The following is a 24,649-nucleotide window of genomic DNA, read 5'->3' as shown; positions in this document are numbered from 1 at the left end:
ACCGGTTGGGTGCGGTCTAGGGTGGGAAACGAACGTTTGACGCGCATCACATTCCACTCGACTTTGAGAGAGGGCTCCCACGTGACCACCACCCCGACGAAGGCCCGCCGCTCGACGAAGACCACGTCGAAGAGCCGCAGCCAGTCCCCCATCGCCGGCCGCTCCAGCGAGCTGGCCCTGCCGAAGGCTCGCAAGGCCAAGTGGACCGACCTCGACATCCGGGCCGTCGACACCGTCCGCACCCTCGCCGCCGACGCGGTGCAGAAGGTCGGCAACGGCCACCCCGGCACCGCGATGAGCCTCGCGCCCGCGGCATACCTGCTCTTCCAGAACGTGATGCGCCACGACCCCTCGGACCCGGCGTGGCTGGGGCGTGACCGGTTCGTCCTGTCGGCGGGCCACTCGAGCCTGACCCAGTACATCCAGCTCTACCTGTCCGACTACGGCCTGGAGCTGAACGACCTCAAGGCACTGCGCACCTGGGGCTCGAAGACGCCCGGCCACCCCGAGGTCCACCACACGACCGGCGTCGAGATCACCACCGGCCCGCTCGGCTCGGGCCTGGCCTCCGCCGTCGGGATGGCGATGGCGCAGCGCCGCCAGCGTGGCCTGCTCGACCCGGACGCCAAGCCCGGCAAGAGCCCCTTCGACCACCACATCTGGGTCATCGCCTCCGACGGCGACCTCATGGAGGGCGTGTCGGGAGAGGCCAGCTCGCTCGCCGGCCACCAGGAGCTCGGCAACCTCACCGTCATCTACGACGCCAACCAGATCTCCATCGAGGACGACACGGACATCTCCTTCTCCGAAGACGTCCCCGGCCGGTACGAGGCCTACGGCTGGGAGGTCATCGACGTCGACTGGCGCACCGGCGAGGGCCCCAAGGGTGGCCCGAACTACGTCGAGGACGTCGACGCGCTCCTCGCCGCGCTCGAGAAGAGCCGCACGTCCAAGAAGCCCACGCTCATCCAGCTGCACACCGTCATCGCCTGGCCGTCGCCGACGAAGCAGGGCACCGGCAAGTCGCACGGCTCGGCCCTCGGTGAGGAGGAGATCGCCGGACTCAAGGAGCTCCTCGGCTTCGACCCGAAGAAGACCTTCGAGGTCGACCGCGCCGTCCTCGCGCACGCGCGCAAGGTCAAGGCCCGCGGCAAGGCCGCCCACAAGGAGTGGAACAAGACGTATGCCGCGTGGCGGCGCGCCAACAAGGAGGGCGCCGCGCTGCTCGACCGGCTCCTCGACGGCAAGCTCCCCGCCGGTCTCGACAAGGCGCTGCCGACTTTCCCCGCCGACGAGAAGGGGATGGCGACCCGCGCCGCGTCCGGCAAGGTCCTCACCGCCCTCGCCCCCGTCATGCCGGAGCTGTGGGGCGGCTCGGCCGACCTCGCCGAGTCGAACAACACGACGATGGAGGGCGAGCCGTCCTTCATCCCGAAGTCGAAGCAGACCGACGCGTGGAAGGGCGGCCCCTACGGCCGGACGCTGCACTTCGGCATCCGCGAGAACGCGATGGGCATGATCCTCAACGGCATTGCGTTGGAAGGGTTGACCCGTCCCTACGGAGGCACCTTCCTCGTGTTCTCGGACTACATGCGGCCGGCCGTCCGGCTCGCGTCCATCCAGCAGCTCCCCGTGACCTATGTGTGGACGCACGACTCCATCGGTCTCGGTGAGGACGGCCCGACGCACCAGCCGATCGAGCACCTCGCCGCCCTGCGCGCCATGCCCGGTCTCGACGTCGTCCGCCCGGCGGACGCCAACGAGACCTCGGCGGCCTGGGGCGCGATCCTGCACAACGGCGTCACGGCCGCGCTCGCCCTCAGCCGGCAGGCCCTTCCGGTCATCGACCGGAAGACGCACGCCAAGGCGGACGGCGTCGCCAAGGGTGGCTACGTCCTCATCGACGGCGGCGAGTCCGGCAAGGAGAAGCCCGAGGTCATCATCGTGGCCTCCGGCTCGGAGGTGTCAGTCGCCCTCGAGGGCCGGCTGAAGCTCGAGAAGGCCGGCATCCGCACGCGCGTCGTCTCGATGCCGTGCCGTGAGTGGTTCGACAAGCAGCCCAAGGCGTACCGCGACAAGGTGCTGCCGCCGGCGACCCGCGCGCGCGTCAGCGTCGAGGCCGGTGTCGCCCAGGGCTGGCGGGAGATCGTCGGTGACGCCGGGCGCTCGATCAGCATCGAGCACTTCGGCGCCTCCGCCGACGCGAAGACCCTCTTCCGTGAGTTCGGGTTCACCCCCGAGGCCGTCGTCAAGGCGGCCAAGGAGTCCATCAAGGCAGCCAAGGCCGGAGCCAAGGTCGCTGCCGCGGTCGAAACCGCGCCGCGCAGCCGCAAGGACACCGGTACCGATGTCTCCATCAAGAGCACGCCTGCCCGCAAGAGCGCGGCGCGGGCGGGGAAGTGAGCACCCCATGACCGACAACGCCAACCTCAAGGCCCTCTCCGACGCCGGCGTCTCCATCTGGCTCGACGACCTCAGCCGGGAGGCCCTCACGAGCGGCCGCCTCCAGGATGCCGTCAAGAACGGCGGGGTCGTCGGTGTGACGACGAACCCGTCGATCTTCCAGGTCGCCCTCTCCGACGGCGAGAGCTACAACGAGCAGGTCTCGAAGCTCGCCGCCGACCGCGCCACGCTCGACGAGGCCGTCTTCGCCATGACGACCGAGGACGTCCGCAACGCGTGTGACGTGCTCATGCCCGTCTTCGAGGCGACCGACCGCACCGACGGCCGGGTCTCCATCGAGGTCGACCCGCGCCTGGCCAAGGACACCGAAGGCACCGTCGCCCAGGCCAAGCAGCTGCGTGACGGCGTCGACCGCCCGAACGCGCTCGTCAAGATCCCCGCGACCGTCGAGGGCCTGCCCGCGATCAGCCGCACCATCGCCGACGGCATCTCGGTCAACGTCACGCTGATCTTCAGCCTCGACCGCTACCGGGCCGTCATGAACGCCTACCTCACCGGCCTCGAGCAGGCCCGCGAGGCCGGCAAGGACCTCTCCCAGATCGAGTCGGTCGCGTCGTTCTTCGTCTCCCGGGTGGACACCGAGATCGACAAGCGCCTCGACGCCATCACGGGCAAGGACGCCGAGGCGGCGAAGAAGCTCAAGGGCAAGGCCGGCATCGCCAACGCGCGCCTGGCCTACCAGGCCTACGAGGAGGTCTTCTCGACCCCGCGCTGGAAGAACCTCGAGGCCGACGGCGCCAAGCCGCAGCGCCCGCTGTGGGCGTCCACGGGCGTCAAGGACCCGGCATACCCCGACACGATGTACGTCACCGAGCTCGTGGCTCCCGGGGTCGTCAACACGATGCCGCAGAAAACGCTCGACGCGGTCGCCGACCACGGCGAGATCACCGGCGACACCATCACCGGCAACTACGAGGAGGCCACCGAGGTGCTCGACGCGCTCGAGCGGCTCGGCATCTCCTACTCCGACGTCACCGCCCAGCTCGAGAAGGAGGGCATCGAGAAGTTCGAGAAGTCGTGGGGTGAGCTCCTCGACGGTGTGCAGGCAGAGCTCGACAAGGCCGCCAAGTGAGCAGCCTCGAGGTCACCGCACGCGGCGCCGCCGCGGACGCCATCGAGGCACACGTCCCCCAGCTCGTCGCCGACCGGGTCGCGAGCAGGATCTTCGCGCAGGACGCGACGCTCTGGGGCAAGGCCGCGGAGTCCGAGGCGGGCAAGCGCCTGTCCTGGGTCGGTCTCGCGCGCTCGTCGCGCCCGCTGCTCGGTGAGATCGCCGCGCTGCGGGAAGAGCTGCGTGGTGACGGCGTCTCGCGGATCGTCCTCTGCGGCATGGGCGGGTCCTCGCTCGCGCCCGAGGTCATCTGCGCGACGGCCGGCGTCGACCTCGTCGTCCTCGACTCCTCGGCTCCCGACGTCGTGCGGCGCGCCGTCGAGACCGACCTCAAGAAGACGGCTGTCGTCGTCTCGTCGAAGTCCGGCTCGACGGTCGAGACCGACTCGCAGCGCCGGGCGTTCGAGAAGGCGTTCGCCGACGCCGGCATCGACGCGACGAAGCGCATCGTCGTCGTCACCGACCCGGGCAGCCCGCTCGACCAGGAGGCGCGTGGGGCCGGTTACCGCGTCGTCAACGCCGACCCCGACGTGGGCGGCCGCTACTCCGCGCTGACCGCGTTCGGCCTCGTGCCGTCCGGTCTCGCCGGCGCCGACATCGGTGCCCTGCTCGACGACGCCGAGTCGGTGGCCGACCTCCTCGCCGAGGACGACGAGGGCAACCCCGCGCTGCGCCTCGGCGCGGCCATGGGCGGCACGAAGCCGCTGCGGGACAAGCTCGTCCTCGTCGACGCCGGCACCGAGAACGTCGGCTTCGGCGCGTGGGCCGAACAGCTCATCGCCGAGTCCACCGGCAAGGACGGCACCGGCATCCTTCCCGTCGTCGCGGACGGTGAGGCGCCGAAGCACACGTATGCCGATGCGAACCTCGTGCGCCTCGTCGCCGTGGGCGACGCGGACCTCGAGGAGAGCCCGAGCGACGACCCGCGGCTCAACCCCGACGGCACACCGCGCCACCCGGACTCGATCGCCGCCGAGCAGCCCGGCCCGGCCGACGGCGCCGATGACGGCGAGGACGACCTCGGCGACAGCGGCTCGGTCATCGAGGTCGCCGGCTCGCTCGGGGCCCAGTTCCTGCTGTGGGAGGTCGCGACGGCCGTCGCCGGCCGCCTGCTCGGCATCAACCCGTTCGACCAGCCCGACGTCGAGAGCGCCAAGGCCGCCGCCCGCGGTCTGCTCGAGGGGTCCGGAGGTGCGGCCGGGGAGCCGGCGTTCACCGACGGCTCGGTCGAGGTCCGCGCCCTCGGCGGCGACTGGCTCGGTGACGCGGCGACCCTCCCCGCCGCCGTGTCCGCCGTCCTGTCGCAGCTCGACGAGGACCACGGGTACGTCGCGGTCATGGCCTACCTCGACCGTGAGTCCGACGCCGACCTCGAGCAGGTCGCCCGCGCCCTCTTCGACCGCACCGGGCGTCCGGTGACCTTCGGCTGGGGTCCGCGGTTCCTGCACTCGACCGGTCAGTACCACAAGGGCGGCTCCCCGAACGGCGTCTTCATCCAGGTGACGGCCGAGCCGAGTGAGGACCTCGAGGTCCCGGGTCGCGACTTCACCTTCGGTGAGTTCATCGCGGCCCAGGCGGGCGGCGACGCGCAGGTGCTCGCCGAGCACGGGCGTCCGGTCCTCCGGCTGCACCTCACCACCCACGACCGCGGGCTGAGCCAGGTGCGCTCCGCCCTCTCGACGGCAGGAGCCTGATGAGCCCGGCGCGTGTCACCGCCACCCACAACCCGCTCCGCGACCCCCGGGACAAGCGCCTTCCCCGGATCGCCGGGCCATGCAGCCTCGTCCTCTTCGGTGTCACCGGCGACCTCGCGACGAAGAAGCTCATGCCGGCGATCTACGACCTCGCCAACCGAGGTCTGCTGCCGCCGGGCTTCTCGCTCATCGGCTTCGCGCGACGTGACTGGGCCGACCAGGACTTCGGCAAGATCGTCTACGAGGCCGTCAAGCAGCGCTCCCGCACGCCGTTCCGCGAGGACGTGTGGAAGTCGCTGAGCGAGGGCTTCCGGTTCGTGCCCGGCACGTTCGACGACCCGAAGGCGTTCGACCTGCTCGCCGAGACGGCGCGCGAGCTCGACGAGCAGCGCGGTACGGGCGGGAACATCGCGTTCTACCTCTCGATCCCGCCGTCGTTCTTCGCCCAGGTCTGCGAGCAGCTCAAGCGCTCCGGCCTGTCGACGGCCCCGCCCGGGTCGTGGCGCCGCGTCGTCATCGAGAAGCCGTTCGGCCACGACCTCAAGAGTGCGCGCGAGCTCAACGAGATCGTCGCCGAGGTCTTCCCGCCCGACGCCGTCTTCCGGATCGACCACTACCTCGGCAAGGAGACCGTCCAGAACCTCCTCGCCCTGCGGTTCGCCAACCAGATGTTCGAGCCGGTGTGGAACAGCCACTACGTCGACCACGTCCAGATCACCATGGCCGAGGACATCGGCATCGGTGGCCGGGCCGGCTACTACGACGGCATCGGCGCCGCCCGCGACGTCATCCAGAACCACCTGCTCCAGCTGCTCGCACTCACCGCGATGGAGGAGCCGGTCTCCTTCGACGCCGACCACCTGCGCAGCGAGAAGGAGAAGGTGCTCTCCGCCGTGCGCCTCCCCAAGGACCTCGCCAAGGGCACCGCCCGCGGCCAGTACGCCAAGGGCTGGCAGGGCGGCGAAGAGGTCATCGGCTACCTCGCCGAGGACGGCGTCGCCACGAAGTCGACGACCGAGACGTATGCCGCGGTCAAGCTCGAGATCGACACGCGCCGCTGGGCGGGCGTCCCGTTCTACCTGCGCACCGGCAAGCGCCTCGGCAAGCGGGTCACCGAGATCGCCGTCGTCTTCAAGAAGGCCCCGCACCTGCCGTTCACCGACACCGCGACCGAGGAGCTCGGCCAGAACGCCGTCGTCATCCGGGTCCAGCCGGACGAGGGCGTGACGATGCGTTTCGGCGCCAAGGTCCCCGGCGCCCAGATGGAGGTGCGCGACGTGACGATGGACTTCGGCTACGGGCGCGCCTTCACCGAGAGCTCCCCGGAGGCGTACGAGCGCCTCATCCTCGACGTGCTCCTCGGCGAGCCGCCGCTCTTCCCGCGCCACGAGGAGGTCGAGCTGTCCTGGGAGATCCTCGACCCGATCGAGCAGTTCTGGGCGCGACAGCCCGGCCGCATCGACCAGTACACGTCCGGCTCGTGGGGTCCGGCCAGCGCCGACGAGCTCATGGAACGCGACGGACGCGAATGGAGGCTCCCATGATCGTCGACCTGCCCAGCACCACGACGGCCGACGTCTCGAAGAAGCTCGTCCGGCTGCGCTCCGACACCGGGTCGATGGCACTGACCCGGGTCCTCACCCTCGTCGTGGTCGTCGACGAGTCCGGCGCGGACGAGGCCATCGAGGTCGCCAACGACGCCAGCCGCCAGCACCCGTGCCGCATCATCGTCGTCGTCACGGCGAACCGTCGCGGCGCGGCCCGGCTCGACGCGCAGATCCGCATCGGCGGCGACGCCGGCGCGAGCGAGGTCGTCGTCCTGCGGCTCTTCGGTCCGCTCGCCGCGCACGGCCGTGCCGTCGTCACGCCGCTGCTCCTCGCGGACGCGCCCATCGTCGCGTGGTGGCCGGGCGAGCCGCCCAAGAACCCCCACGAGGACCCGATCGGCGCCATCGCCCAGCGACGAGTCACCGACGTCTCGCACGCCAAGGGCACGCCGCGCGCGGTCCTCGGCAAGCTCGCCGCGGCATACAGCCCCGGCGACACCGACCTCTCCTGGTCGCGCATCACCCTCTGGCGCGCGCTGCTCACCGCGGCCCTCGACCAGGCACCGTTCGAGCCGGTGACCGAGGTCGTCGTGACCGGCGCCTCCGACTCGCCGTCGGCGCAGCTCCTCGCCGGCTGGCTGGCCAAGCGCCTGCGCTGCCCGGTCACCCTCGTGCCGTCGCGCAAGGGCAGCGGCATCATCAGCGTCCGCCTCGAGCGACCGAGCGGTCCCCTCGACCTCGTCCGCCCGCAGGACGGGACCTCGGCCGTCCTCACCCAGGCCGGCCGTCCCGACCGGTCGATCGCCCTCCCGCCGCGCAGCGACGCGGAGTGCCTCGCCGACGAGCTGCGGCGCCTGGACCCCGACGAGGTCTACCAGGACGCCCTCGGCGCGCTCGACAAGATCTCGCACAGCCGGCGCACCTCCACCGAGGCGCAGCGGGCCGGGATCGCGCCGTCCGTCGCCGAGTCCCGCGAGGACGCCGCCCGGCTCAAGCGGGAGGCCAAGGTCGGCGCGGCGTCGGCCATGGTCGAGGCCCCGATGCCGGAGAAGGTGGACGACCCGACCCAGGTCAAGAAGGCCGCCCGGCGCAAGCTCGCCAGGAAGATCGAGAAGCGGGAGGAAGTCTCATGACCGGAGTCAACGACCTCACCGACGTCCACTCCGTCGACGTCGTCGTCCACCCCGACAAGCAGGCCCTGAGCGACTCCATCGCGGCCCGCCTCGTCACCGCGATCCTCGACGCCCAGGCCGAGCGCGACGTCGTGCACCTCTCCCTCACCGGCGGCTCCCTCGGGTCCGACCTGTGGGCGAGCGTCGCGGCGCTGCCGGCGCGCGAGGCCGTCGACTGGTCCCGGGTCGAGCTGTGGTGGGGCGACGAGCGCTACCTGCCGGCCGGTGACACGGACCGCAACGACGTCCAGAACTTCGCCGCCGGGCTCGACTCCCTCCCCCTCGACCCCGCGAAGGTGCACCGGGTTGCGGGCCCGGACGAGAGTGACAGCGCGGAGGCGAGCGCGACGGCATACGGCGACGCGGTTCGCGCGAGCGACACCGACGCCTTCGACGTCATGATCCTCGGGGTGGGGCCGGACGGGCACGTCGCGTCGCTCTTCCCCGGTCACCCGGCCCAGCTCACCGACGACGCGGTCGCGGTGGCGGTGCACGACTCACCCAAGCCGCCGCCGGACCGGGTGAGCCTGACGTTCGACGCGCTGCGGCACTCGCGCGAGGTGTGGTTCATCGTCGCCGGCGCGGACAAGGCCGAGGCGGTGGCACGCGGCGTCAACGGGGCGCCGGCCGACCTCAACTCCGCGGCCCAGGTCAAGGGCGAGGAGCGCACCCTCTGGCTGGTCGACGCCGACGCCGCCAGCCAGCTCGAGCCGCGCTGATCGACCTCAGCGGATGAGGCCGCGGTCGCGCAGTGCGCCCAGCGCCTCGTCGAGGATGGCGGCTCCGTCGGTGTCGGAGCGCCGCTCCTTCACGTAGGCGAGGTGGGTCTTGTACGGCTCGGCCTTCGGCGGGGCCGGCGGGTTGTCGCGGTCCTGTCCGGCGGGGAACCCACAGCGCGGGCAGTCCCACGTGTCCGGGATCTCGACGTCGCTTTCCTGCGCGAAACTGGGCTGCGTCTCGTGCCCGTTGGAACACCAGAAGGACACGACGGTGCGCGGCGCGGCCTCACCACGCTCGGCCTCCCCCATCGGGCCAGCACCCACTCGACTCCCGCGGATCGCACTACCACCGGACATCGACATGGGGTTCTCCGATCAGCTCGCGAAGCGGTCGAGGACGCCGAGGCCCACGACGCAGGTGAACCACACGAGCGCGACGGCGATCGTGATGCGGTCGAGGTTGCGCTCGGCGACCGAGGAGCCACCGAGCGAGGTGGACATGCCGCCACCGAACATGTCGGACAGGCCACCGCCCTTGCCCTTGTGCAGCAGGATGAGCAGGGTCAGGAAGAGCCCGCCCAGGACCAGGAGGACCTGGAGGCCGATGCGTACCGCGTCCACGGTGCTCCTTCGCGTGTGGTGGCTGAGGGTGTGACGGCAGGCCCGGGGGCCCGGACGTGCGGCTACAGGATACCCGCGCGCGTCAACTGGTCGTGAGGTGGTCGCGGTAGCGGCAGATCGCCGCGAACTCGGCCGGGTCGATCGACGCGCCGCCGACGAGGGCTCCGTCGACGTCGTCCTGGGCCATGATCGCCGCGACGTTGCCGGACTTCACCGAGCCGCCGTAGAGGACCCGCACCCCGTCGGCGAGGTCGCCCGAGTAGAGCTCGGCGAGGGCGGTGCGGATGGCGCCGCACACCTCCTGCGCGTCCTCGGGCGTCGCGACCTCGCCGGTGCCGATGGCCCACACCGGTTCGTAGGCGATGACGATGCTGCTCGCCTTGTCGGCCGGCAGCCCCTCGAGCGCGGCGCGGACCTGGGTCAGGACGTGCTCGACCTGCCCGCCGGCCTGACGGACGTCCAGCCCCTCGCCGACACAGAGGATCGGGGTGAGGCCGAACTCGTAGGCCGCCGCGACCTTGGCGCGCACGATCTCGTCGGTTTCGTGGTGGTACTCGCGCCGCTCGCTGTGGCCGACGACGACGTACGTGCAGCCCAGCTTGGCGAGGAACGCACCGCTGATGTCGCCGGTGTAGGCGCCGCTCTTGTGCTGGCTCAGGTCCTGCGCGCCGTACCGCAGCTGGAGCCGGTCCCCGTCGACGAGAGTCTGCACGCTGCGCAGGTCGGTGAACGGCGGCAGCACCGCGACCTCGACGGCGCTGAAGTCGTGCTTGCCGTCCTGGAGGGTCCAGTCGAGCTTCTGCACGAGGTGGGTTGCCTGCAGGTGGTCGAGGTTCATCTTCCAGTTGCCCGCCATGAGCGGCGTGCGGCCGGTCGTCGTGGTCGCCATGTCAGTCCTTGTCGTATGCCGGTCAGCCGGTATGTGTCGTGCAGCGGCTCTGCGTGAGGTTGCCGGTTCCCCGGCCGAGTATGCCGGTGGGCCGGGTCCGTGACCCGACCCACCGGCATACGTGGTTCAGCTCGTCTCGTCGAGCACCGTCAGGCCGGGCAGGGCCTTGCCCTCGAGGTACTCGAGGCTCGCGCCACCACCGGTCGAGATGTGACCGAACTGGTCATCCGCGAAGCCGAGCTGGCGGACGGCCGCAGCCGAGTCACCGCCACCGACGACGGTGAGGGCGCCTCGCTCGGTGAGCTCCACGAGGGCCTTGGCCACGGCAGCGGTGCCCGCGGCATACGGCTCCATCTCGAACGCACCCATGGGCCCGTTCCAGAAGACGGTGCGGCAGTCGGCGAGCTTGTCCGCGAAGAGCTTCGCGGAGTCGGGGCCGATGTCGAGACCCATCCGGTCTGCGGGGATCGCGCCGGCGGGCACGACCTCGTGGTCGGCGTCGGCCGAGAACTCGGTGGCCGCGACGACGTCGACGGGCAGGACGATCTCGACGCCGCGATCCTTCGCTTGGTCGAGGTAGCCGCGGACCGTGTCGATCTGGTCCTTCTCGAGCAGTGACTTCCCGACCTCGAAGCCCTGGGCGGCGAGGAAGGTGAAGACCATGCCGCCACCGATGAGGAGCCGGTCGGCCGTCTGGATGAGGTTGTCGATCACCGCGAGCTTGTCGGAGACCTTCGCACCCCCGAGGACCACGGCATACGGACGCTCGGGGTTCTCGGTGAGCCGACGCAGGACGCCGACCTCGGTCTCGACGAGACCGCCGACGGCGGCCGGCAGCAGCCGGGCCACGTCGAAGACCGATGCCTGCTCGCGGTGCACGACGCCGAACCCGTCGGAGACGAAGACGTCGGCGAGGCCGGCGAGAGCCTCCGCGAACTCGGCGCGCTCATCGGCGGACTTCGCCGTCTCGCCGGCGTTGAACCGGAGGTTCTCGAGAAGGACGACGTCGCCGTCCTGCGCGGCGTCGACGGCAGCCCGGGCGCTCTCCCCCACCGTGTCGGTGGCGAAGGTGACGTCCGTGCCGAGCAGCTCGCCGAGCCGCGTCGCGACGGGCGCGAGCGAGTACTTCGCTTCCGGCGAGCCCTTGGGCCGCCCGAGGTGGGCGCTCACGATGACGCGAGCGCCCGCCTCGGACAGGGCCTTGATCGTCGGGACGGACGCGCGGATGCGGCCGTCGTCGGTGATCGTCGCGGTGCCGTCCTCGGCGTACTCGAGCGGCACGTTGAGGTCGGACCGAACGAGGACCCGCTTGCCGCGCAGGTCGCCGAGGTCGGAGATCGACTTCATGCTGCGGCGGCTCAGAGGGACTCGCCGACGCGGGCGGTGAGGTCGACGAGGCGGTTGGAGTAGCCCCACTCGTTGTCGTACCAGCCGACGACCTTGACCTGGTTGCCGATGACCTTGGTGAGGCCGGCGTCGAAGATGCACGAGGCCGGGTCGGTCTCGATGTCCTTGGAGACGATGTCGTCCTCGGTGTAGACGAGGATGCCCTTGAGCGGGCCCTCGGCCGCCTTCTTCATCGCCGCGTTGACCTCCTCGACCGTCGTGTCGCGGCCGACCTCGACCGTGAGGTCGGTGGCCGAGCCGGTCGGGGTCGGGACGCGCAGGGCGTAGCCGTCGAGCTTGCCCTTGAGCTCGGGCAGGACGAGGCCGATCGCCTTGGCGGCGCCGGTCGAGGTCGGCACGATGTTGAGGGCCGCGGCGCGGGCGCGGCGCAGGTCCTTGTGCGGGCCGTCCTGGAGGTTCTGGTCCTGGGTGTAGGCGTGGATGGTCGTCATGAGGCCCTTGACGATGCCGAACTCGTCGTTGAGCACCTTGGCCATCGGGCCGAGGCAGTTCGTCGTGCACGACGCGTTGGAGATGATCGTGTGCTTCGCACCGTCGTAGTCGCCGTCGTTGACGCCCATGACGATGGTGATGTCCTCGTTCTTCGCGGGCGCGGAGATGATGACCTTCTTGGCGCCGTTGTCGATGTGGACCTTGGCCTTCTCGGCGTCGGTGAAGATGCCGGTGGACTCCACGACGACGTCGACGCCGAGGTCGCCCCACTTGAGGTTGTTCGGGTCGCGCTCGGCGAAGGCCTTGAAGGTCTTGCCGTCGGCGGTGATGTCCTCGTCGGTCGAGGTGACCTCGCCGGGGAAGCGGCCGAGGATCGAGTCGTACTTGAGCAGGTGGGCCAGCGTGGCGTTGTCGGTGAGGTCGTTGACGGCGACGATCTCGATGTCGGCGCCGGAAGCGACGGCGGCGCGGTAGAAGTTGCGGCCGATGCGGCCAAAGCCATTGATGCCTACGCGGACAGTCACGAGCGAATGCCTTCCGTCTGTGGAGAGTGCGAAGGCCGTATGCCGGGCGAGGGCTCGGCAGGCGGCGTCGCGGTACGTGCCACAACCCTAGTGCGGCGCGTCACACCGTCCAGCCCGAGGTCCGCCGTACGGTCGGGTAACCGTTTTCGCAGCCCTCACCTCAGCATTATCGGGTGACCCGATACGGTCCCGCTCCACCCGAGCAGGCTTGTCGGGTGGAGCGAGAGCTCCCTCTCCTGCCACGTCGCAGACAGGCTCAGGCCGCTGCCACGGCGGCGCGAATCCACGCGACGACCTTCTCGGGCCGGTAGAGGTCGGCCCAGGTCACCCGAACCACCGTCCAGCCCAGTCGACGCAGCCGATCCTCACGACGCTTCTCGGCGAACAGCACGTCCGCCCCGCCCTCGGCATACTTGCCCTTGCCGTCGAACTCGACGATGACCTTGGTCCCCTCGACGACGAAGTCCACCCGCGCGACGAAGTCCCCGTGCTCGTCGAGGATGGTCACCTGTGGAACGAGGCGTATGCCGGCCGTGAACGCAAGGATGCCGACGCGCGTCTCTCCGACCGACTCACGGCGTCCGTCCACCATCGCGTTCATGGTGCGGCAACGACTGCTGTGCGTCCCGGCCGGGGCTCCGGCATCGAGGGTGAAGTGCACGAGGCTGCTCGCGACATCGCACGATCTGAGGTCCTGCACCGTCGTGACTGTCCCCCTCAGGGGCCGCATCCGGAAGGACTGGGTCAGCACCTCCTTGTCCAGGCTCGGGAGCATCAGGTCGACGCGTGACGGAAGCTCGGGCCAGACCGGGATGTCCCGCAGGGCCAACGCCGAGGCATGGCTGGCGACGGCGTCCGGGTACAGCAGCCGACCCGCCACGGTGAGTCGCCGGTGCCTGCGCTCCTCGGATACCTCACGGTGACCGCGCGCCCAGACACCACGGCATACGGAATCAATGTCACCGCGGGCCCGCAGGCGGGTGAGGTCATTGCGTCCGAGGCCCATCGCTCTGGCCTCGGACGTGGTGAAGAGCTGAAACTCGCTCTGTCCCAAGGGAAGTAGTTCGTCCATGGCCCGAGCGTGAACTGTTCGAGGCGGAGATTGCCACGACCGGCTGGGGCGCCTGTGGACGACGACGCGAACCCGCGGCCCCTGTGGACAACGCTTCAGCACTGAAGCAGCCGAGAACGCCGCGGGGCCCGTCCCGTGGGCTCGGGGTGGCCGCCGCACTGGGGGTGTGCGAATGGAACCTCTCGCTCGACCCGAGAAGGCTGGTCACGTCGAGCGGGACCGTATCGGGTGACCCGATAATGCTGGGGCCCACGGGACAGGAGAGGCGGGGCGCGAGTGGGCGCCGTCCCGCCGGTCAGCCCTCGAGCATGTCCGGGGTGAGGTTGGCGTCGGTGCCGGGGATGCCCAGCTCCTCGGCGCGCTTGTCGGCCATCGCGAGCAGCCGCCGGATCCGTCCGGCCACCGCGTCCTTGGTCATCGCCGGCTGCGCGAGCTGGCCGAGCTCCTCGAGAGACGCCTGCTTGTGCTCGAGCCGCAGCTGGCCGGCCTCGCGCAGGTGGTCGGGGATGTCGTCGCCGAGGATCTCGAGCGCCCTGCCCACCCGTGAGCCGGCCGCCACGGCCGCCCGGGCGGACCGGCGCAGGTTGGCGTCGTCGAAGTTCGCGAGCCGGTTGGCCGTCGCCCGCACCTCGCGGCGCATCCGGCGCTCCTCCCACGCGAGCACGGCGTCGTGGGCGCCGAGACGGGTGAGCATGGCCCCGATGGCGTCGCCGTCGCGGATGACGACCCGGTCGACCCCGCGCACCTCGCGCGCCTTGGCCTGGATGCCGAGCCGGCGGGCCGCACCGACGAGGGCCAGCGCCGCCTCCGGTCCGGGACAGGTCAGCTCGAGCGCCGACGACCGGCCGGGCTCGGTGAGCGAACCGTGGGCGAGGAACGCCCCACGCCACGCGGCCTCGGCGTCACAGATCGAGCCGGACACGACCTTGGGCGGCAGGCCGCGCACCGGCCGGCCGCGACCGTCGATGAGGCCGGTCTGGCGGGCCAGCGCCTCGCCGTCCTGGACGACGCGCACGACGTAGCGGCTGCCCTTGCGCAACCCGCCGGCCGCCAGGACGAGCACCTCCGGCGTCTGACCGTAGAGCTCGTTGATCTCACGACGCAGCCGTCGCGCCGCGTTCGCCGTGTCGAGCTCGGCCTCGACGACGATCCGCCCACCGATGATGTGCAGCCCCCCGGCGAAGCGCAGCGTGGCGGCGACCTCCGACTTGCGGCAGCAGGGCTTGGTCACGACGTGGCGGCTGAGCTCGTCCTTCACCTTCGCCGTCATAGCCATGTCGGCCATCCTGCCACGCGCCATCAGGGGCGGCGCTCCGAGCCCAGGACGTCCTGCAGTGCGGCTGCGAGCCGGAGCCGGTCGTGCTGGCCGGGCTGGCCGACGCGGGCGACCCGGTGCACGTGCAGCTCGGCGCCGAGGTCCCGGCAGGCCTCGACGAGAGCCGCCTCGTCGTCGACGACGGACGGGTCGGCAAGGACCGCGTCAAGTCGCGTCCCGGGCGCGCACTCGGCGAAGGACTGCAGGTAGTCGGTGGCCGTGAAGCCGGCCGTCTCGGTCGTCACCATCTCGAGGTTGAGCACGAGCAGCCGCCGCGCCCGCGTCACCGCCAAGGCCTCGGCGATGTCGGGGACGAGCAGGTGCGGCATGACGGAGGTGAACCACGACCCGGGGCCGAGCAGCACCCAGTCCGCCGCGCGGATCGCCGCGACGGACTCGGGGTATGCCGGTGGGTCGGCGGGCACGAGCCGCACCTCGCGCACGTCCCCCCTCGCCTTGGCGACCTGGGCCTGACCGCGGACGAGCTCGATCTCCCCGGGTCGCTGCGGGTCGACGACGTCGGCCTCGATGTCGAGCGGCACCGCGGCCATGGGCAGGACGCGGCCGCGAGCGTTGAGGAGCCGGCCGACGAGCTCGAGCCCGGCGACGGGGTCGTCGTGCAGCTCCCAGAGCGCGACGATGAGGAGGTTGCCGAGGGCGTGACCGCCGAGGGGTCCGTCACCGGCGAAGCGGTGCTGGAGGACGTCGCGCCAGGTGTGCCCCCACTCGGTCTCCTCGCAGAGCGCCGCGAGCGCCATCCGGAGGTCCCCCGGTGGGAGCACCCCGAACTCGTCGCGCAGCCGACCGGACGACCCGCCGTTGTCGGCGACGGTGACGATGGCGGAGATCTCGTCGGTGACGAAGCGCAGCGCGGCGAGGGACGCGGCGAGACCGTGCCCGCCACCGAGAGCCGCGACGACCGGGCCGCTCACTCGCGCCCCAGGTCGCGGTGGACGAGGAAGGTGTCGATGCCCTCGGTGCGCAGCCGTCCGGCGAGCGCCTCGGCCATCGCGACGGAGCGGTGCTTGCCGCCCGTGCAGCCGACGGCGATCGTCGCGTAGCGCCGCCCCTCGGCGAGGTATCCGTGCGTCACCGGCTCCATCAGGGCGGCGACGCGGTCGAGGAAGGCACTCGCATCGGGCTGGCCGAGGACGTGGGCCGAGACCTCCGGGTCCCGTCCGTCGAGGGGGCGCAGCTCCGGCACCCAGAACGGGTTCGGCAGGAAGCGCATGTCGAAGACGAAGTCGGCGTCGAGCGGCACGCCGTACTTGAACCCGAAGGACAGCAACGCGAGCCGCAGCGCCGGGCCGCGATCGGTGCCGAAGAGCGGCGCGACCTTGCGGGCCAGCTGGTGGACGTTCAGCCCGGAGGTGTCGACGACGATCTGCGCGCGCGAGCGCAGGTCGCGCAGGACCTCGCGCTCCCGCTGGATGCCGTCGAGCAGCCGGCCGTCGCCCTGCAGCGGGTGCGGCCGCCGGACGGACTCGAACCGCCGCACCAGCGCCTCGTCGGTCGCGTCGAGGAAGACGAGCTGGGGCGTCCACCCGATGGCGCGCAGGTGCTGCACCGCCTCGTCGAACTGGTCGAAGAAGTGCTGGCTGCGCACGTCGACGACGGCGGCGATGCGCAGCTCGCGCCCCTCGGAGCGGGCCTGCTTGCCGAGCTCGGCCATGTCGTCGAGCAGCTGCGGCGGCAGGTTGTCGACGACGTACCAGCCCTGGTCCTCCATGACGTTCGCCGTCGTCGAGCGACCTGCGCCGCTCATGCCGGTGACGATGACGAAGTCCGGCGCCACCGGCTCGGCGGGTTCGGCCGCCTCGACCTGGTCCTCGGACACAGTGGCCTCGCCGGGGTGTCCGGCCGCGTCAGTCATGACTCTCCTCGTCGGTGGCAGGGGCGCTCTCCTCCACGATCTCACCCGTCATGAGGTTCACGGCGGGTTCGCTCGAAGCTCCCGACAGCTCGCGCTCGATCGTCTCGGCGAGCACCGTCCCGATGCCGCGCACCTCGGTGAGCTCGGCCGCGCTCGCGGCGCGGATCCGCTTCACGGACCCGAAGTGCTTGAGCAGCGCCTTGCGCTTTGCCTCCCCGAGGCCGGGTATGCCGTCCAGAGCGGAGTTCGTCATCGCCTTGCTGCGACGCTGGCGGTGGAAGGTGATGGCGAACCGGTGCGCCTCGTCGCGCAGCCGCTGCAGCAGGTAGAGGCCCTCGCTCGTGCGCGGAAGGACGACCGGGAAGTCCTGCCCCGGCAGCCACACCTCCTCGAGCCGCTTGGCGAGACCGACCACGGCGACGTCGACGATGCCGAGGTCCTCGATGGCGCGGGCCGCGGCGTTGACCTGTGGCAGGCCACCGTCGACGACGACGAGCTGCGGCGGGTACGCGAACCGAGTCGGCCGCCCCGTCTCCTCGTCGACGCCGCGCGGCTCGTCGCGGTCCTTGAGGTAGCGGCGGAAGCGCCGAGTCAGCACCTCGTGCATCGCGGCCGTGTCGTCGATCGTCGCCGGGACCGCACCGTCGCCGGTGCCGTCCTCTGCGCCATCCCGGTCACCACGGACGATGAACCGGCGGTACTCGCCCTTGCGCGGCAGCCCGTCCTCGAAGACGACCATCGACCCGACGACCTGCGTCCCCTGGACATGGCTGATGTCGTAGCACTCGATCCGCAGGGGCGACTCGTCGAGCTCGAGCGCCTCCTGCAGCTCCTGCAGTGCGCGCGAGCGCGCGGTGAGGTCGCCGGCGCGGGCGACCTTGTGCCGGGCCAGGCTCTGGGTGGCGTTGCGCTCGACGGTCTCCATGAGGGTCCGCTTGTCCCCGCGCTGTGGCACCCGCAGGTCGACGCGACTCCCCCGCCGCCCGCTGAGCCACTGGCGCAGGGTGTCGACGTCGTCGGGCAGGACCGGCACGAGGACCTCGCGCGGCACGTCCTCTCCGTCGCCGCCCCCATAGAGCTGCTGGAGCAGGTGCCCGACCACCTCGGGGACCGACTCGGACTCCTTCTCGGCGACCCAGCCGCGCTGTCCCCGGATGCGCCCGCCCCGGACGTGGAACACCTGCACCGCGACCTCGAGCTCGTCGTCGGCGAGCGCGAACACGTCGGCGTCGGTCGCGTCGTGGAAGACGACGGCGGACTTCTCGAGGACCCGCTGGAGCGCCCCGATGTCGTCACGCAGCCGGGCCGCCTGCTCGAAGTCGAGCTCGTCCGAGGCCGCGAGCATCCGACGCTCGAGGTCCTTGACGAACCGTGAGCTCTGCCCGGCCATGAAGTCGCAGAAGTCCTCCGCGATCTGCCGGTGCGTCTGCGCGTCGACCCGGCCGACGCACGGCGCCGAGCACTTGTCGATGTACCCGAGCAGGCAGGGCCGGCCCACCTGCGACGCCCGCTTGAAGACTCCGGCCGAGCAGGTCCGCATCGGGAAGACCCGCAGGGCCTGGTCGAGGGTCTCGCGGATGGCCCACGCATGGGCGTACGGCCCGAAGTAGCGGGTCCCCTTGCGCTTGGCGCCGCGCATGACCTGCGCGCGCGGGAACTCCTCCCCCATCGTCACCGCGAGGTAGGGGTAGGACTTGTCGTCGCGGTACTTGACGTTGAACCGCGGGTCGAACTCCTTGATCCACGAGTACTCGAGCTGCAGCGCCTCGACCTCGGTCGTGACGACGGTCCACTCGACGCTCGCGCCGGTGCGCACCATCGTCGCGGTGCGCGGGTGCAGCGCGCCGACGTCCTGGAAGTACGACGACAGCCGCGACCGGAGCGACTTGGCCTTGCCGACGTAGATGACGCGGCCGTCCTTGTCGCGGAACCGGTAGACCCCCGGGTCGGTCGGGATCTCCCCCGGCCGCGGGCGGTAGGTCGACGGGTCAGCCACCCCCCAACCCTATTTCGTGGCACCGACGCCCGGGTGCGCCGCCCACGACGGTGCGCGGACGGCATACGAGAAAGCGCGCGTATGCCGGCCGCGCGCCTGCGTGCGCAGTCGCCGGACCCAGCGCGGTCAGCTCACGCTGATGCCGTCGGCGCCGACGGACACGGTCTTCGTGGGGAGCGGCTTCGTGGCCGGGCCCTTCTTCACCTCGCCGGTGGCGGCGTCGAACTCGCTGCCGTGGCACGCGCAGCTGATCGTGTTGTCCTTGACACCCGAGACGGTGCAGCCCTGGTGGGTGCAGACCGCGGAGAAGGCCTTGAAGTCTCCTTCGGTCGGCTGGGTGATGACGACCTTGGCGGAGTCGATGACCTGGCCGCCGCCGACGGGGATGTCGGCCTGCTTGACGAGGTCCTTGGCCGCGCCGGCAGCGCTCGATGCGGCATCGGAGGCGGCATCCCCGGCCTTGGAGGCCGCGTCGTTCGCCGCCTGCTCGGCGTCGGTTCCGCAGGCGGTGAGGCCGGCGCCCGCGACGGCGACGACACCCGCGGCGCGCAGTGCCTCTCGACGGCCGCAGCAGGTTGCCGCCGTCTGGTCGGTCGAGGGGGACTCGGTGGCAGGGGTTGAGGTGTCCATGGCGGTCAGTATGCCGTCGCGCGCTGAGGCGCGCCTGTGGACTTTCGCAGAGCGTTGTGTGCGGTCAGCGTGTGTAACGACTCGGCACAGAAATGCGCCAAGACGCTGAGCGAGCGGCGTTCCCGTGGCTATTGTTCGGATGCTCGCTCACCCGTTGCGAGCTCCTCGGCGATGGTGCCGCGGGAGAAGAACTTCAGGAGGAAACGTGGCTCAGCGTTCCGTCAAGACCGTCGGCGCTTCCCTGTTGGTGGCCTCGCTCGCCCTCGCCGGATGTGGCTCCCGCGGTGAGTCCGGTGACAGCGGCGGCTCCGGCGGCGAAGGTGGTGGCGGCGACAAGGTCGCCAAGATCGGCGTCATCGCCCCGCTCTCTGGTGACCTGTCCGCCCTCGGCCTCGGCATCCAGCACTCCGTCGAGCTCGCCGTCAAGCAGGCCAACGACTCCGACGCCATCCCCGGCTGGAAGCTCGAGGTCGAGCCGGTGGACGACGAGGGCAAGGCCGAGGTCGGCAAGAACGGCGCGACCAAGCTCGCCGGTGACGACGAGGTCGTCGGTGTCGTCGGCAACCTCAACTCGAGCGTGTCGCAGCAGACCCAGCCGGTCTTCGCGGCCGCGAACATCACCCAGATCTCGCCGGCGAACACCGGCCCGTCGCTGACCCGTGGCGCCGACGGCAACACCCGGCCGTACAAGACGTACTTCCGCACCTGCACCACTGACATCGCGCAGGGTGGCTTCGCGGCCCAGTTCCTCATCGACCAGGGCATCAAGACCGTCGCGACGATCCACGACAAGAAGACGTACGGCCAAGGTCTCGTCCAGTACTTCACCGAGGCGTACAAGAAGCTCGGTGGGCAGGTCGTCGCGGCCGAGACGATCAACCCGGACGAGTCGAACTACGCCCCCGTCGTCTCCGCGGTCGCCCCGAAGAAGCCGGGCGCGGTCTACTACGGCGGTGAGTACCCGCAGGCCGGTCCGCTGTCCAAGCAGATGAAGGCCGCCGGCCTCAACGTCCCGCTCATGGGCGGTGACGGCATCTACGACCCGAAGTTCATCGAGCTCGCCGGGTCGACGTCCAACGGTGACCTCGCCACGTCCGTCGGTGAGCCGACCGAGAACACCGAGGCCGGCAAGAAGTTCCTCGCCGACTACAAGGCGCAGAACTACCCCGAGCCCTCGGCGGCCTACGGCGGCTACTCGTACGACGCGGCGAACGCGATCATCGAGGCCCTCAAGGTCTCGCTCAAGGACGCGGACAGCGCCAAGGACGCGCGTCAGGCCACGGTCGACGCGGTCGGCAAGGTCTCGTTCGACGGCGTCACCGGCAAGGTGAGCTTCGACGAGTTCGGCGACACCTCCGTCAAGGTCATCACCGGCTACAAGGTCGAGGGTGGCAAGTGGGTCTCCGTGAAGTCCGGCAGCGTCGAGTGACCTGTCTCGAGCTTCAGCTCTGACGTCGTAGTTCAGACGTCGTGCAACCGGGCAGGGGCGGGCGAGAGTCCGCCCCTGCTCCGGTGTCCGCCACCCACTCCCGAAAGGACTCGCGCCGACGATGACCGCGTTCCTGCAAGCCATCATGGACGGGCTGACCCTCGGGTCGCTGTATGCGTTGATCGCGGTCGGCTACACCGTGGTCTACGGCATCGTCCAGCTCATCAACTTCGCCCACGGTGAGGTCTTCATGATCGGCGCGTTCGGCGCGCTGGCCACATGGACCGTCCTCTTCAAGGGGCAGACCGGCCTCTGGGTCCTCCCGATCATGATCCTCGGCGCGGTGATCGTCTCGGTGCTGACCGCGGTGATCATGGAGCGCATCGCGTACCGGCCACTGCGCGGGGCCCCGCGCCTCGCTCCCCTCATCACCGCCATCGGCATCTCGGTCTTCCTCCAGGAGGCCGTGCGGCTGTTCTACCCCGGCGCGAAGAGCAAGCTGACCTTCCCCGAGATCGACGTCGTCACCGGCTCCGCCATCCAGGTCGGCGGCGTGACGGTCCAGCGGGCCGCGCTCTTCACCATCGGCGCCCTCGCGCTCTCCGCGGCCCTGCTGTGGTTCTTCGTCAACCGCACCCGCCTCGGCCAGGGCATGCAGGCCGTCTCGCAGGACCCGGACACGGCCCAGCTCATGGGCATCAACGTCAACCGGATCATCGTCATCGCCTTCGCCCTCGGTGCCGCGCTCGCCGCCGTCGCCGGAGTCGCGCAGGGCCTGCTCAACAGCAACATCGACTTCCGGATGGGCTTCCTCGCCGGCCTCAAGGCCTTCACCGCGGCCGTCCTCGGTGGCATCGGCAACATCCAGGGCGCGGTCGTCGGCGGCCTCACCCTCGGCATCGCCGAGTCGATGGCGACGCAGTTCATCCCCGGCCAGTTCGGCGGCTCGGCGTGGAAGGACGTGTGGGCCTTCGCGCTCCTCATCCTCGTCCTCGTCTTCCGACCGCAGGGCCTCCTCGGCGCGAGGGTGGTGGACCGGGCATGAGCACCCACGACGACCTCACCCCCACGAACGACCTTCCCGGCGTCGACGCGCCCGCACCGGTCCGCGAGACGGACCGGCCGGCATACGACGACGACCACGAGCGCACCCCGCTGCTCGAACGCTTCCCCGGACGCGGCAGCGCCGCGGCCTGGCCCCTCGGGCTCCTCGGTGTGGCCTTGCTCGTCGGCGGCACGTTCCTCTCGTGGAGCTACACGAGCAACGTCCTCGGCGACCTGTCCGTCGACTTCTACCCCAACGGCGTGCAGATCTGCATGATCATCCTCGGGCTCGTGGCGCTCGTCATGCTGCTCGCGCACCAGGGGCCGCTGCACCGGCTCGGCGACTGGCTCGACACCGCTGCCGCGGTCCGGATCCTCGGTCTCGGCGCGCTGGCCTACATGGTCATCACGCTCGGGATCATCGCGGTCCGCTCCGGCGGTCTCATCAACGTCAACCCCGGCGGCTGGGTCTCGACGGTGGGCGCGCTGCTCATCGCGCTCTCGGGGCTCATGCTCGTCTCGCACCAGAGCAAGGACCCGCTCTTCGCGCAGACCTCGTCGTGGGTCGAGATCATCACCATCGTCGTGCTGCTCGCGGCGGTGCTCTTCGGTGCGACGTACGCGCTCGGGACGAGCACGGGTGGGGCCTTCTCGCTCTTCCTCGTGTTCGCGTTCGCCCTGGCGTGGGGGCTGGCCAAGGCCGGCTTCTTCACGTGGGTCGGGCTCATCGCGCAGAAGAACCGTCAGGTCCTCATGCTCGGTGCGTTCGCGGTGGCGTTCCTCTTCCCGTTCACCCAGGGCGGGTCGGACGAGAACATGTCCATCGCGACCCAGGTGCTGATCTTCGCGGCGACCGCGCTCGGCCTCAACATCGTCGTCGGCCTCGCCGGCCTGCTCGACCTCGGCTACATCGCCTTCCTCGGCGCGGGCGCCTACGTCGGCGCGACGATGTCGAACTCGGCGTTCGCGACGATCGGGTGGAAGCCCCCGTTCCTCGTGGTCGTCCTCATCGGCGCGTGCTTCTCGGCGGTGCTCGGCCTCATCATCGGCTCGCCGACCCTGCGCGTGTCCGGTGACTACCTCGCCATCGTCACGCTGGCGTTCGGTGAGATCTTCCGGTTCACGATGGGCAACCTCGACGGCACCAACGGGCCGGACCTCACCAACGGCCCCAACGGCATCCCGGCCATCCCGGAGCTCAACTTCTTCGGGTTCGACTTCGGGCAACCGCACGAGATCCTCGGCATCACCATCGGCCGGTTCGCGAACTACTACTTCCTGCTGCTCGTCATCGCGGCGATCATCATCCTCGTCTTCACCCGGCTCAACAACAGCCGGATCGGACGCGGCTGGGTCGCCATCCGTGAGGACGAGAAGGCGGCCGAGGCCATGGGCGTCAACGTCTTCGGGCTCAAGCTGTTCGCGTTCGCCGGCGGCGCGTTCCTTGCTGGCATGGCCGGCACCGTCAAGGCTCACCACGACGTCTCGGTGTCGCCGGACCAGTACATCTTCCTCGAGTCGGCGTTCCTGCTCGCCGCGGTCGTGCTCGGCGGTATGGGCACGGTCGCCGGCGTCCTCATCGGCGCGACGATCCTCAAGCTCCTCCCGGAGAAGCTGCGGTTCATCAACGACTACCGGCTCATGATCTTCGGGCTCGTGCTCGTGCTCATGATGCGGTTCCGTCCGGAGGGCCTCGTCGCGAGCCAGCGGCGCAAGCTCGAGTTCCACGAGGACGACGAGGACCTGGCCGAACGCATCGAAGAGGTCCATCTCGAGGAAGAGGAGGCCAAGGCATGACCGTCACCGACGAGACTCCTGCCCAGCCCACCCCGGGCTCCCCCACCCCCGCCGTCCCCGGCGGCGCCCCGGTCCTCGAGGCTCGCGGTGTGACGATGCGCTTCGGCGGCCTCACGGCCGTCAAGGACGTCGACATGACCGTGAACGAGGGCGAGATCGTCGGGCTCATCGGCCCGAACGGTGCCGGCAAGACGACGTTCTTCAACTGCCTCACCGGTCTCTACAAGCCCACCGAGGGGCAGGTGACGCTCAACGGCGAGGTGCTGCCGCCGAAGCCGCGAGCGGTCGTCGTCGCCGGCATGGCCCGGACGTTCCAGAACATCCGGCTCTTCGGCAACATGACGGCCCTCGAGAACGTCATGGTGGGGCGTTACTGCCGCACCTCGTCCATGGCGCTCACCTCGATCCTGCGCGGACCGAAGTTCCGGCGGGAGGAGGAGGCGACCCGGGCGCGCGCCCAGGAGCTCCTCGACTTCGTCGGTCTCGGCGGCTCGGCCGAGCACCTGGCCCGCAACATGCCCTATGGCGACCAGCGCCGCCTCGAGATCGCGCGGGCCCTCGCGACCGACCCGAAGCTCATCCTGCTCGACGAGCCCACGGCCGGCATGAACCCCCAGGAGACCCGCCAGGCCAGTGACCTGATCTTCCGGATCCGGGACAGCGGCCTCGCGGTCGTCGTCATCGAGCACGACATGAGGTTCATCTTCAACCTCTGCGACCGCGTGCTCTGCCTCGTCCGCGGTGAGGTCCTCGTCGAGGGCACCCCCGGGGAGGTGCAGTCCGACCCGCGCGTCATCGAGGCCTACATCGGTGGCGGCGACGATGACGACGACGCGCCGCCGCGCGACGACGACCCGACGACGGGAGCGGACGGCATACCGAACGCCCCCATGACCACGGAGGAGCAGCCGTGA

At 70.6% G+C, this 24,649-nt stretch carries 21 protein-coding genes; 10 read left to right on the top strand and 11 right to left on the bottom strand.

What is annotated here, in order from left to right; translation table 11 throughout:
- The first annotated feature begins 81 nt into the window (after positions 1 to 81).
- Genes tkt through pgl form a run of 6 tightly spaced genes read left to right on the top strand, consistent with a single transcriptional unit; the run spans position 82 to position 8,706 of the window.
- Positions 82 to 2,403: a transketolase gene (tkt, locus tag BCF74_RS04860; protein WP_106296826.1), complete on the top strand. Its 2,322-nt coding sequence runs from the start codon at positions 82 to 84 to the stop codon at positions 2,401 to 2,403.
- A gap of 7 nt (positions 2,404 to 2,410) precedes the next feature.
- On the top strand, positions 2,411 to 3,535 hold the full coding sequence (tal, locus tag BCF74_RS04855) for a transaldolase (RefSeq protein ID WP_106296825.1): 1,125 nt from the start codon (positions 2,411 to 2,413) through the stop codon (positions 3,533 to 3,535).
- Positions 3,532 to 5,268: a glucose-6-phosphate isomerase gene (locus tag BCF74_RS04850; RefSeq protein WP_106296824.1), complete on the top strand. Its 1,737-nt coding sequence runs from the start codon at positions 3,532 to 3,534 to the stop codon at positions 5,266 to 5,268. Before tal ends, BCF74_RS04850 begins: the two co-directional genes overlap by 4 nt.
- The gene (gene zwf / locus BCF74_RS04845; RefSeq protein ID WP_106296823.1) at positions 5,268 to 6,812 is read left to right on the top strand and encodes a glucose-6-phosphate dehydrogenase; all 1,545 of its coding nucleotides are present in this window, start codon (positions 5,268 to 5,270) and stop codon (positions 6,810 to 6,812) included. The genes BCF74_RS04850 and zwf overlap by 1 nt, the downstream gene beginning before the upstream one ends.
- On the top strand, positions 6,809 to 7,948 hold the full coding sequence (locus tag BCF74_RS04840) for a glucose-6-phosphate dehydrogenase assembly protein OpcA (RefSeq protein ID WP_106296822.1): 1,140 nt from the start codon (positions 6,809 to 6,811) through the stop codon (positions 7,946 to 7,948). The genes zwf and BCF74_RS04840 overlap by 4 nt, the downstream gene beginning before the upstream one ends.
- Positions 7,945 to 8,706 (top strand): 6-phosphogluconolactonase, encoded by a 762-nt coding sequence (gene pgl, locus BCF74_RS04835; RefSeq protein WP_106296821.1) that lies wholly within the window; start codon positions 7,945 to 7,947, stop codon positions 8,704 to 8,706. The genes BCF74_RS04840 and pgl overlap by 4 nt, the downstream gene beginning before the upstream one ends.
- A 6-nt stretch (positions 8,707 to 8,712) precedes the next feature.
- On the opposite strand, the gene BCF74_RS04830 is transcribed toward pgl, so the two are convergent.
- The 11 genes from BCF74_RS04830 to BCF74_RS04780 form a co-directional block, all read right to left on the bottom strand.
- Positions 8,713 to 9,063, bottom strand: a complete 351-nt coding sequence (locus BCF74_RS04830) for an RNA polymerase-binding protein RbpA (protein WP_106296864.1) — start codon at positions 9,061 to 9,063, stop codon at positions 8,713 to 8,715.
- 18 nt (positions 9,064 to 9,081) lie between these two features.
- On the bottom strand, positions 9,082 to 9,327 hold the full coding sequence (secG, locus tag BCF74_RS04825) for a preprotein translocase subunit SecG (protein WP_106296820.1): 246 nt from the start codon (positions 9,325 to 9,327) through the stop codon (positions 9,082 to 9,084).
- 82 nt (positions 9,328 to 9,409) lie between these two features.
- Positions 9,410 to 10,216: a triose-phosphate isomerase gene (gene tpiA, locus BCF74_RS04820; protein ID WP_106296819.1), complete on the bottom strand. Its 807-nt coding sequence runs from the start codon at positions 10,214 to 10,216 to the stop codon at positions 9,410 to 9,412.
- A 126-nt stretch (positions 10,217 to 10,342) separates the two neighbouring features.
- Complete coding sequence (locus tag BCF74_RS04815; RefSeq protein WP_106296818.1) at positions 10,343 to 11,563, bottom strand: phosphoglycerate kinase; 1,221 nt, start codon at positions 11,561 to 11,563, stop codon at positions 10,343 to 10,345.
- Positions 11,564 to 11,574: 11 nt separating this feature from the next.
- Positions 11,575 to 12,579: a type I glyceraldehyde-3-phosphate dehydrogenase gene (gap, locus tag BCF74_RS04810; RefSeq protein ID WP_106296817.1), complete on the bottom strand. Its 1,005-nt coding sequence runs from the start codon at positions 12,577 to 12,579 to the stop codon at positions 11,575 to 11,577.
- 256 nt (positions 12,580 to 12,835) lie between these two features.
- On the bottom strand, positions 12,836 to 13,651 hold the full coding sequence (locus BCF74_RS04805; protein WP_106296816.1) for a type IV toxin-antitoxin system AbiEi family antitoxin domain-containing protein: 816 nt from the start codon (positions 13,649 to 13,651) through the stop codon (positions 12,836 to 12,838).
- A 295-nt stretch (positions 13,652 to 13,946) separates the two neighbouring features.
- Positions 13,947 to 14,927, bottom strand: a complete 981-nt coding sequence (gene whiA / locus BCF74_RS04800) for a DNA-binding protein WhiA (RefSeq protein ID WP_106296815.1) — start codon at positions 14,925 to 14,927, stop codon at positions 13,947 to 13,949.
- A 23-nt stretch (positions 14,928 to 14,950) separates the two neighbouring features.
- Positions 14,951 to 15,898, bottom strand: coding sequence for a gluconeogenesis factor YvcK family protein (locus BCF74_RS04795; protein ID WP_106296814.1), 948 nt, complete (start codon positions 15,896 to 15,898; stop codon positions 14,951 to 14,953).
- Positions 15,895 to 16,839, bottom strand: coding sequence for an RNase adapter RapZ (rapZ, locus tag BCF74_RS04790; RefSeq protein ID WP_106296813.1), 945 nt, complete (start codon positions 16,837 to 16,839; stop codon positions 15,895 to 15,897). The genes BCF74_RS04795 and rapZ overlap by 4 nt, the downstream gene beginning before the upstream one ends.
- On the bottom strand, positions 16,832 to 18,835 hold the full coding sequence (gene uvrC, locus BCF74_RS04785; RefSeq protein ID WP_106296812.1) for an excinuclease ABC subunit UvrC: 2,004 nt from the start codon (positions 18,833 to 18,835) through the stop codon (positions 16,832 to 16,834). The genes rapZ and uvrC overlap by 8 nt, the downstream gene beginning before the upstream one ends.
- Positions 18,836 to 18,961: 126 nt before the next feature.
- On the bottom strand, positions 18,962 to 19,465 hold the full coding sequence (locus tag BCF74_RS04780) for a Rieske (2Fe-2S) protein (protein WP_106296811.1): 504 nt from the start codon (positions 19,463 to 19,465) through the stop codon (positions 18,962 to 18,964).
- A gap of 205 nt (positions 19,466 to 19,670) precedes the next feature.
- On the opposite strand from BCF74_RS04780, the gene BCF74_RS04775 reads away from it, so the two are divergent.
- The 4 genes from BCF74_RS04775 to BCF74_RS04760 all read left to right on the top strand — a co-directional run bounded on the left by BCF74_RS04775 (position 19,671) and on the right by BCF74_RS04760 (position 24,649).
- Positions 19,671 to 20,894, top strand: a complete 1,224-nt coding sequence (locus tag BCF74_RS04775) for a branched-chain amino acid ABC transporter substrate-binding protein (RefSeq protein WP_245889214.1) — start codon at positions 19,671 to 19,673, stop codon at positions 20,892 to 20,894.
- Between the two features lie 121 nt (positions 20,895 to 21,015).
- The gene (locus tag BCF74_RS04770) at positions 21,016 to 21,939 is read left to right on the top strand and encodes a branched-chain amino acid ABC transporter permease (protein WP_106296809.1); all 924 of its coding nucleotides are present in this window, start codon (positions 21,016 to 21,018) and stop codon (positions 21,937 to 21,939) included.
- Positions 21,936 to 23,735, top strand: coding sequence for a branched-chain amino acid ABC transporter permease (locus BCF74_RS04765; protein WP_106296808.1), 1,800 nt, complete (start codon positions 21,936 to 21,938; stop codon positions 23,733 to 23,735). The genes BCF74_RS04770 and BCF74_RS04765 overlap by 4 nt, the downstream gene beginning before the upstream one ends.
- Complete coding sequence (locus tag BCF74_RS04760) at positions 23,732 to 24,649, top strand: ABC transporter ATP-binding protein (RefSeq protein WP_245889213.1); 918 nt, start codon at positions 23,732 to 23,734, stop codon at positions 24,647 to 24,649. The genes BCF74_RS04765 and BCF74_RS04760 overlap by 4 nt, the downstream gene beginning before the upstream one ends.

Origin of the sequence: Knoellia remsis, assembly GCF_003002895.1 — a bacterium.
In the GTDB taxonomy this organism is placed as follows: domain Bacteria; phylum Actinomycetota; class Actinomycetes; order Actinomycetales; family Dermatophilaceae; genus Knoellia; species Knoellia remsis.
This window is presented reverse-complemented; position numbering and strand designations above follow the sequence as displayed.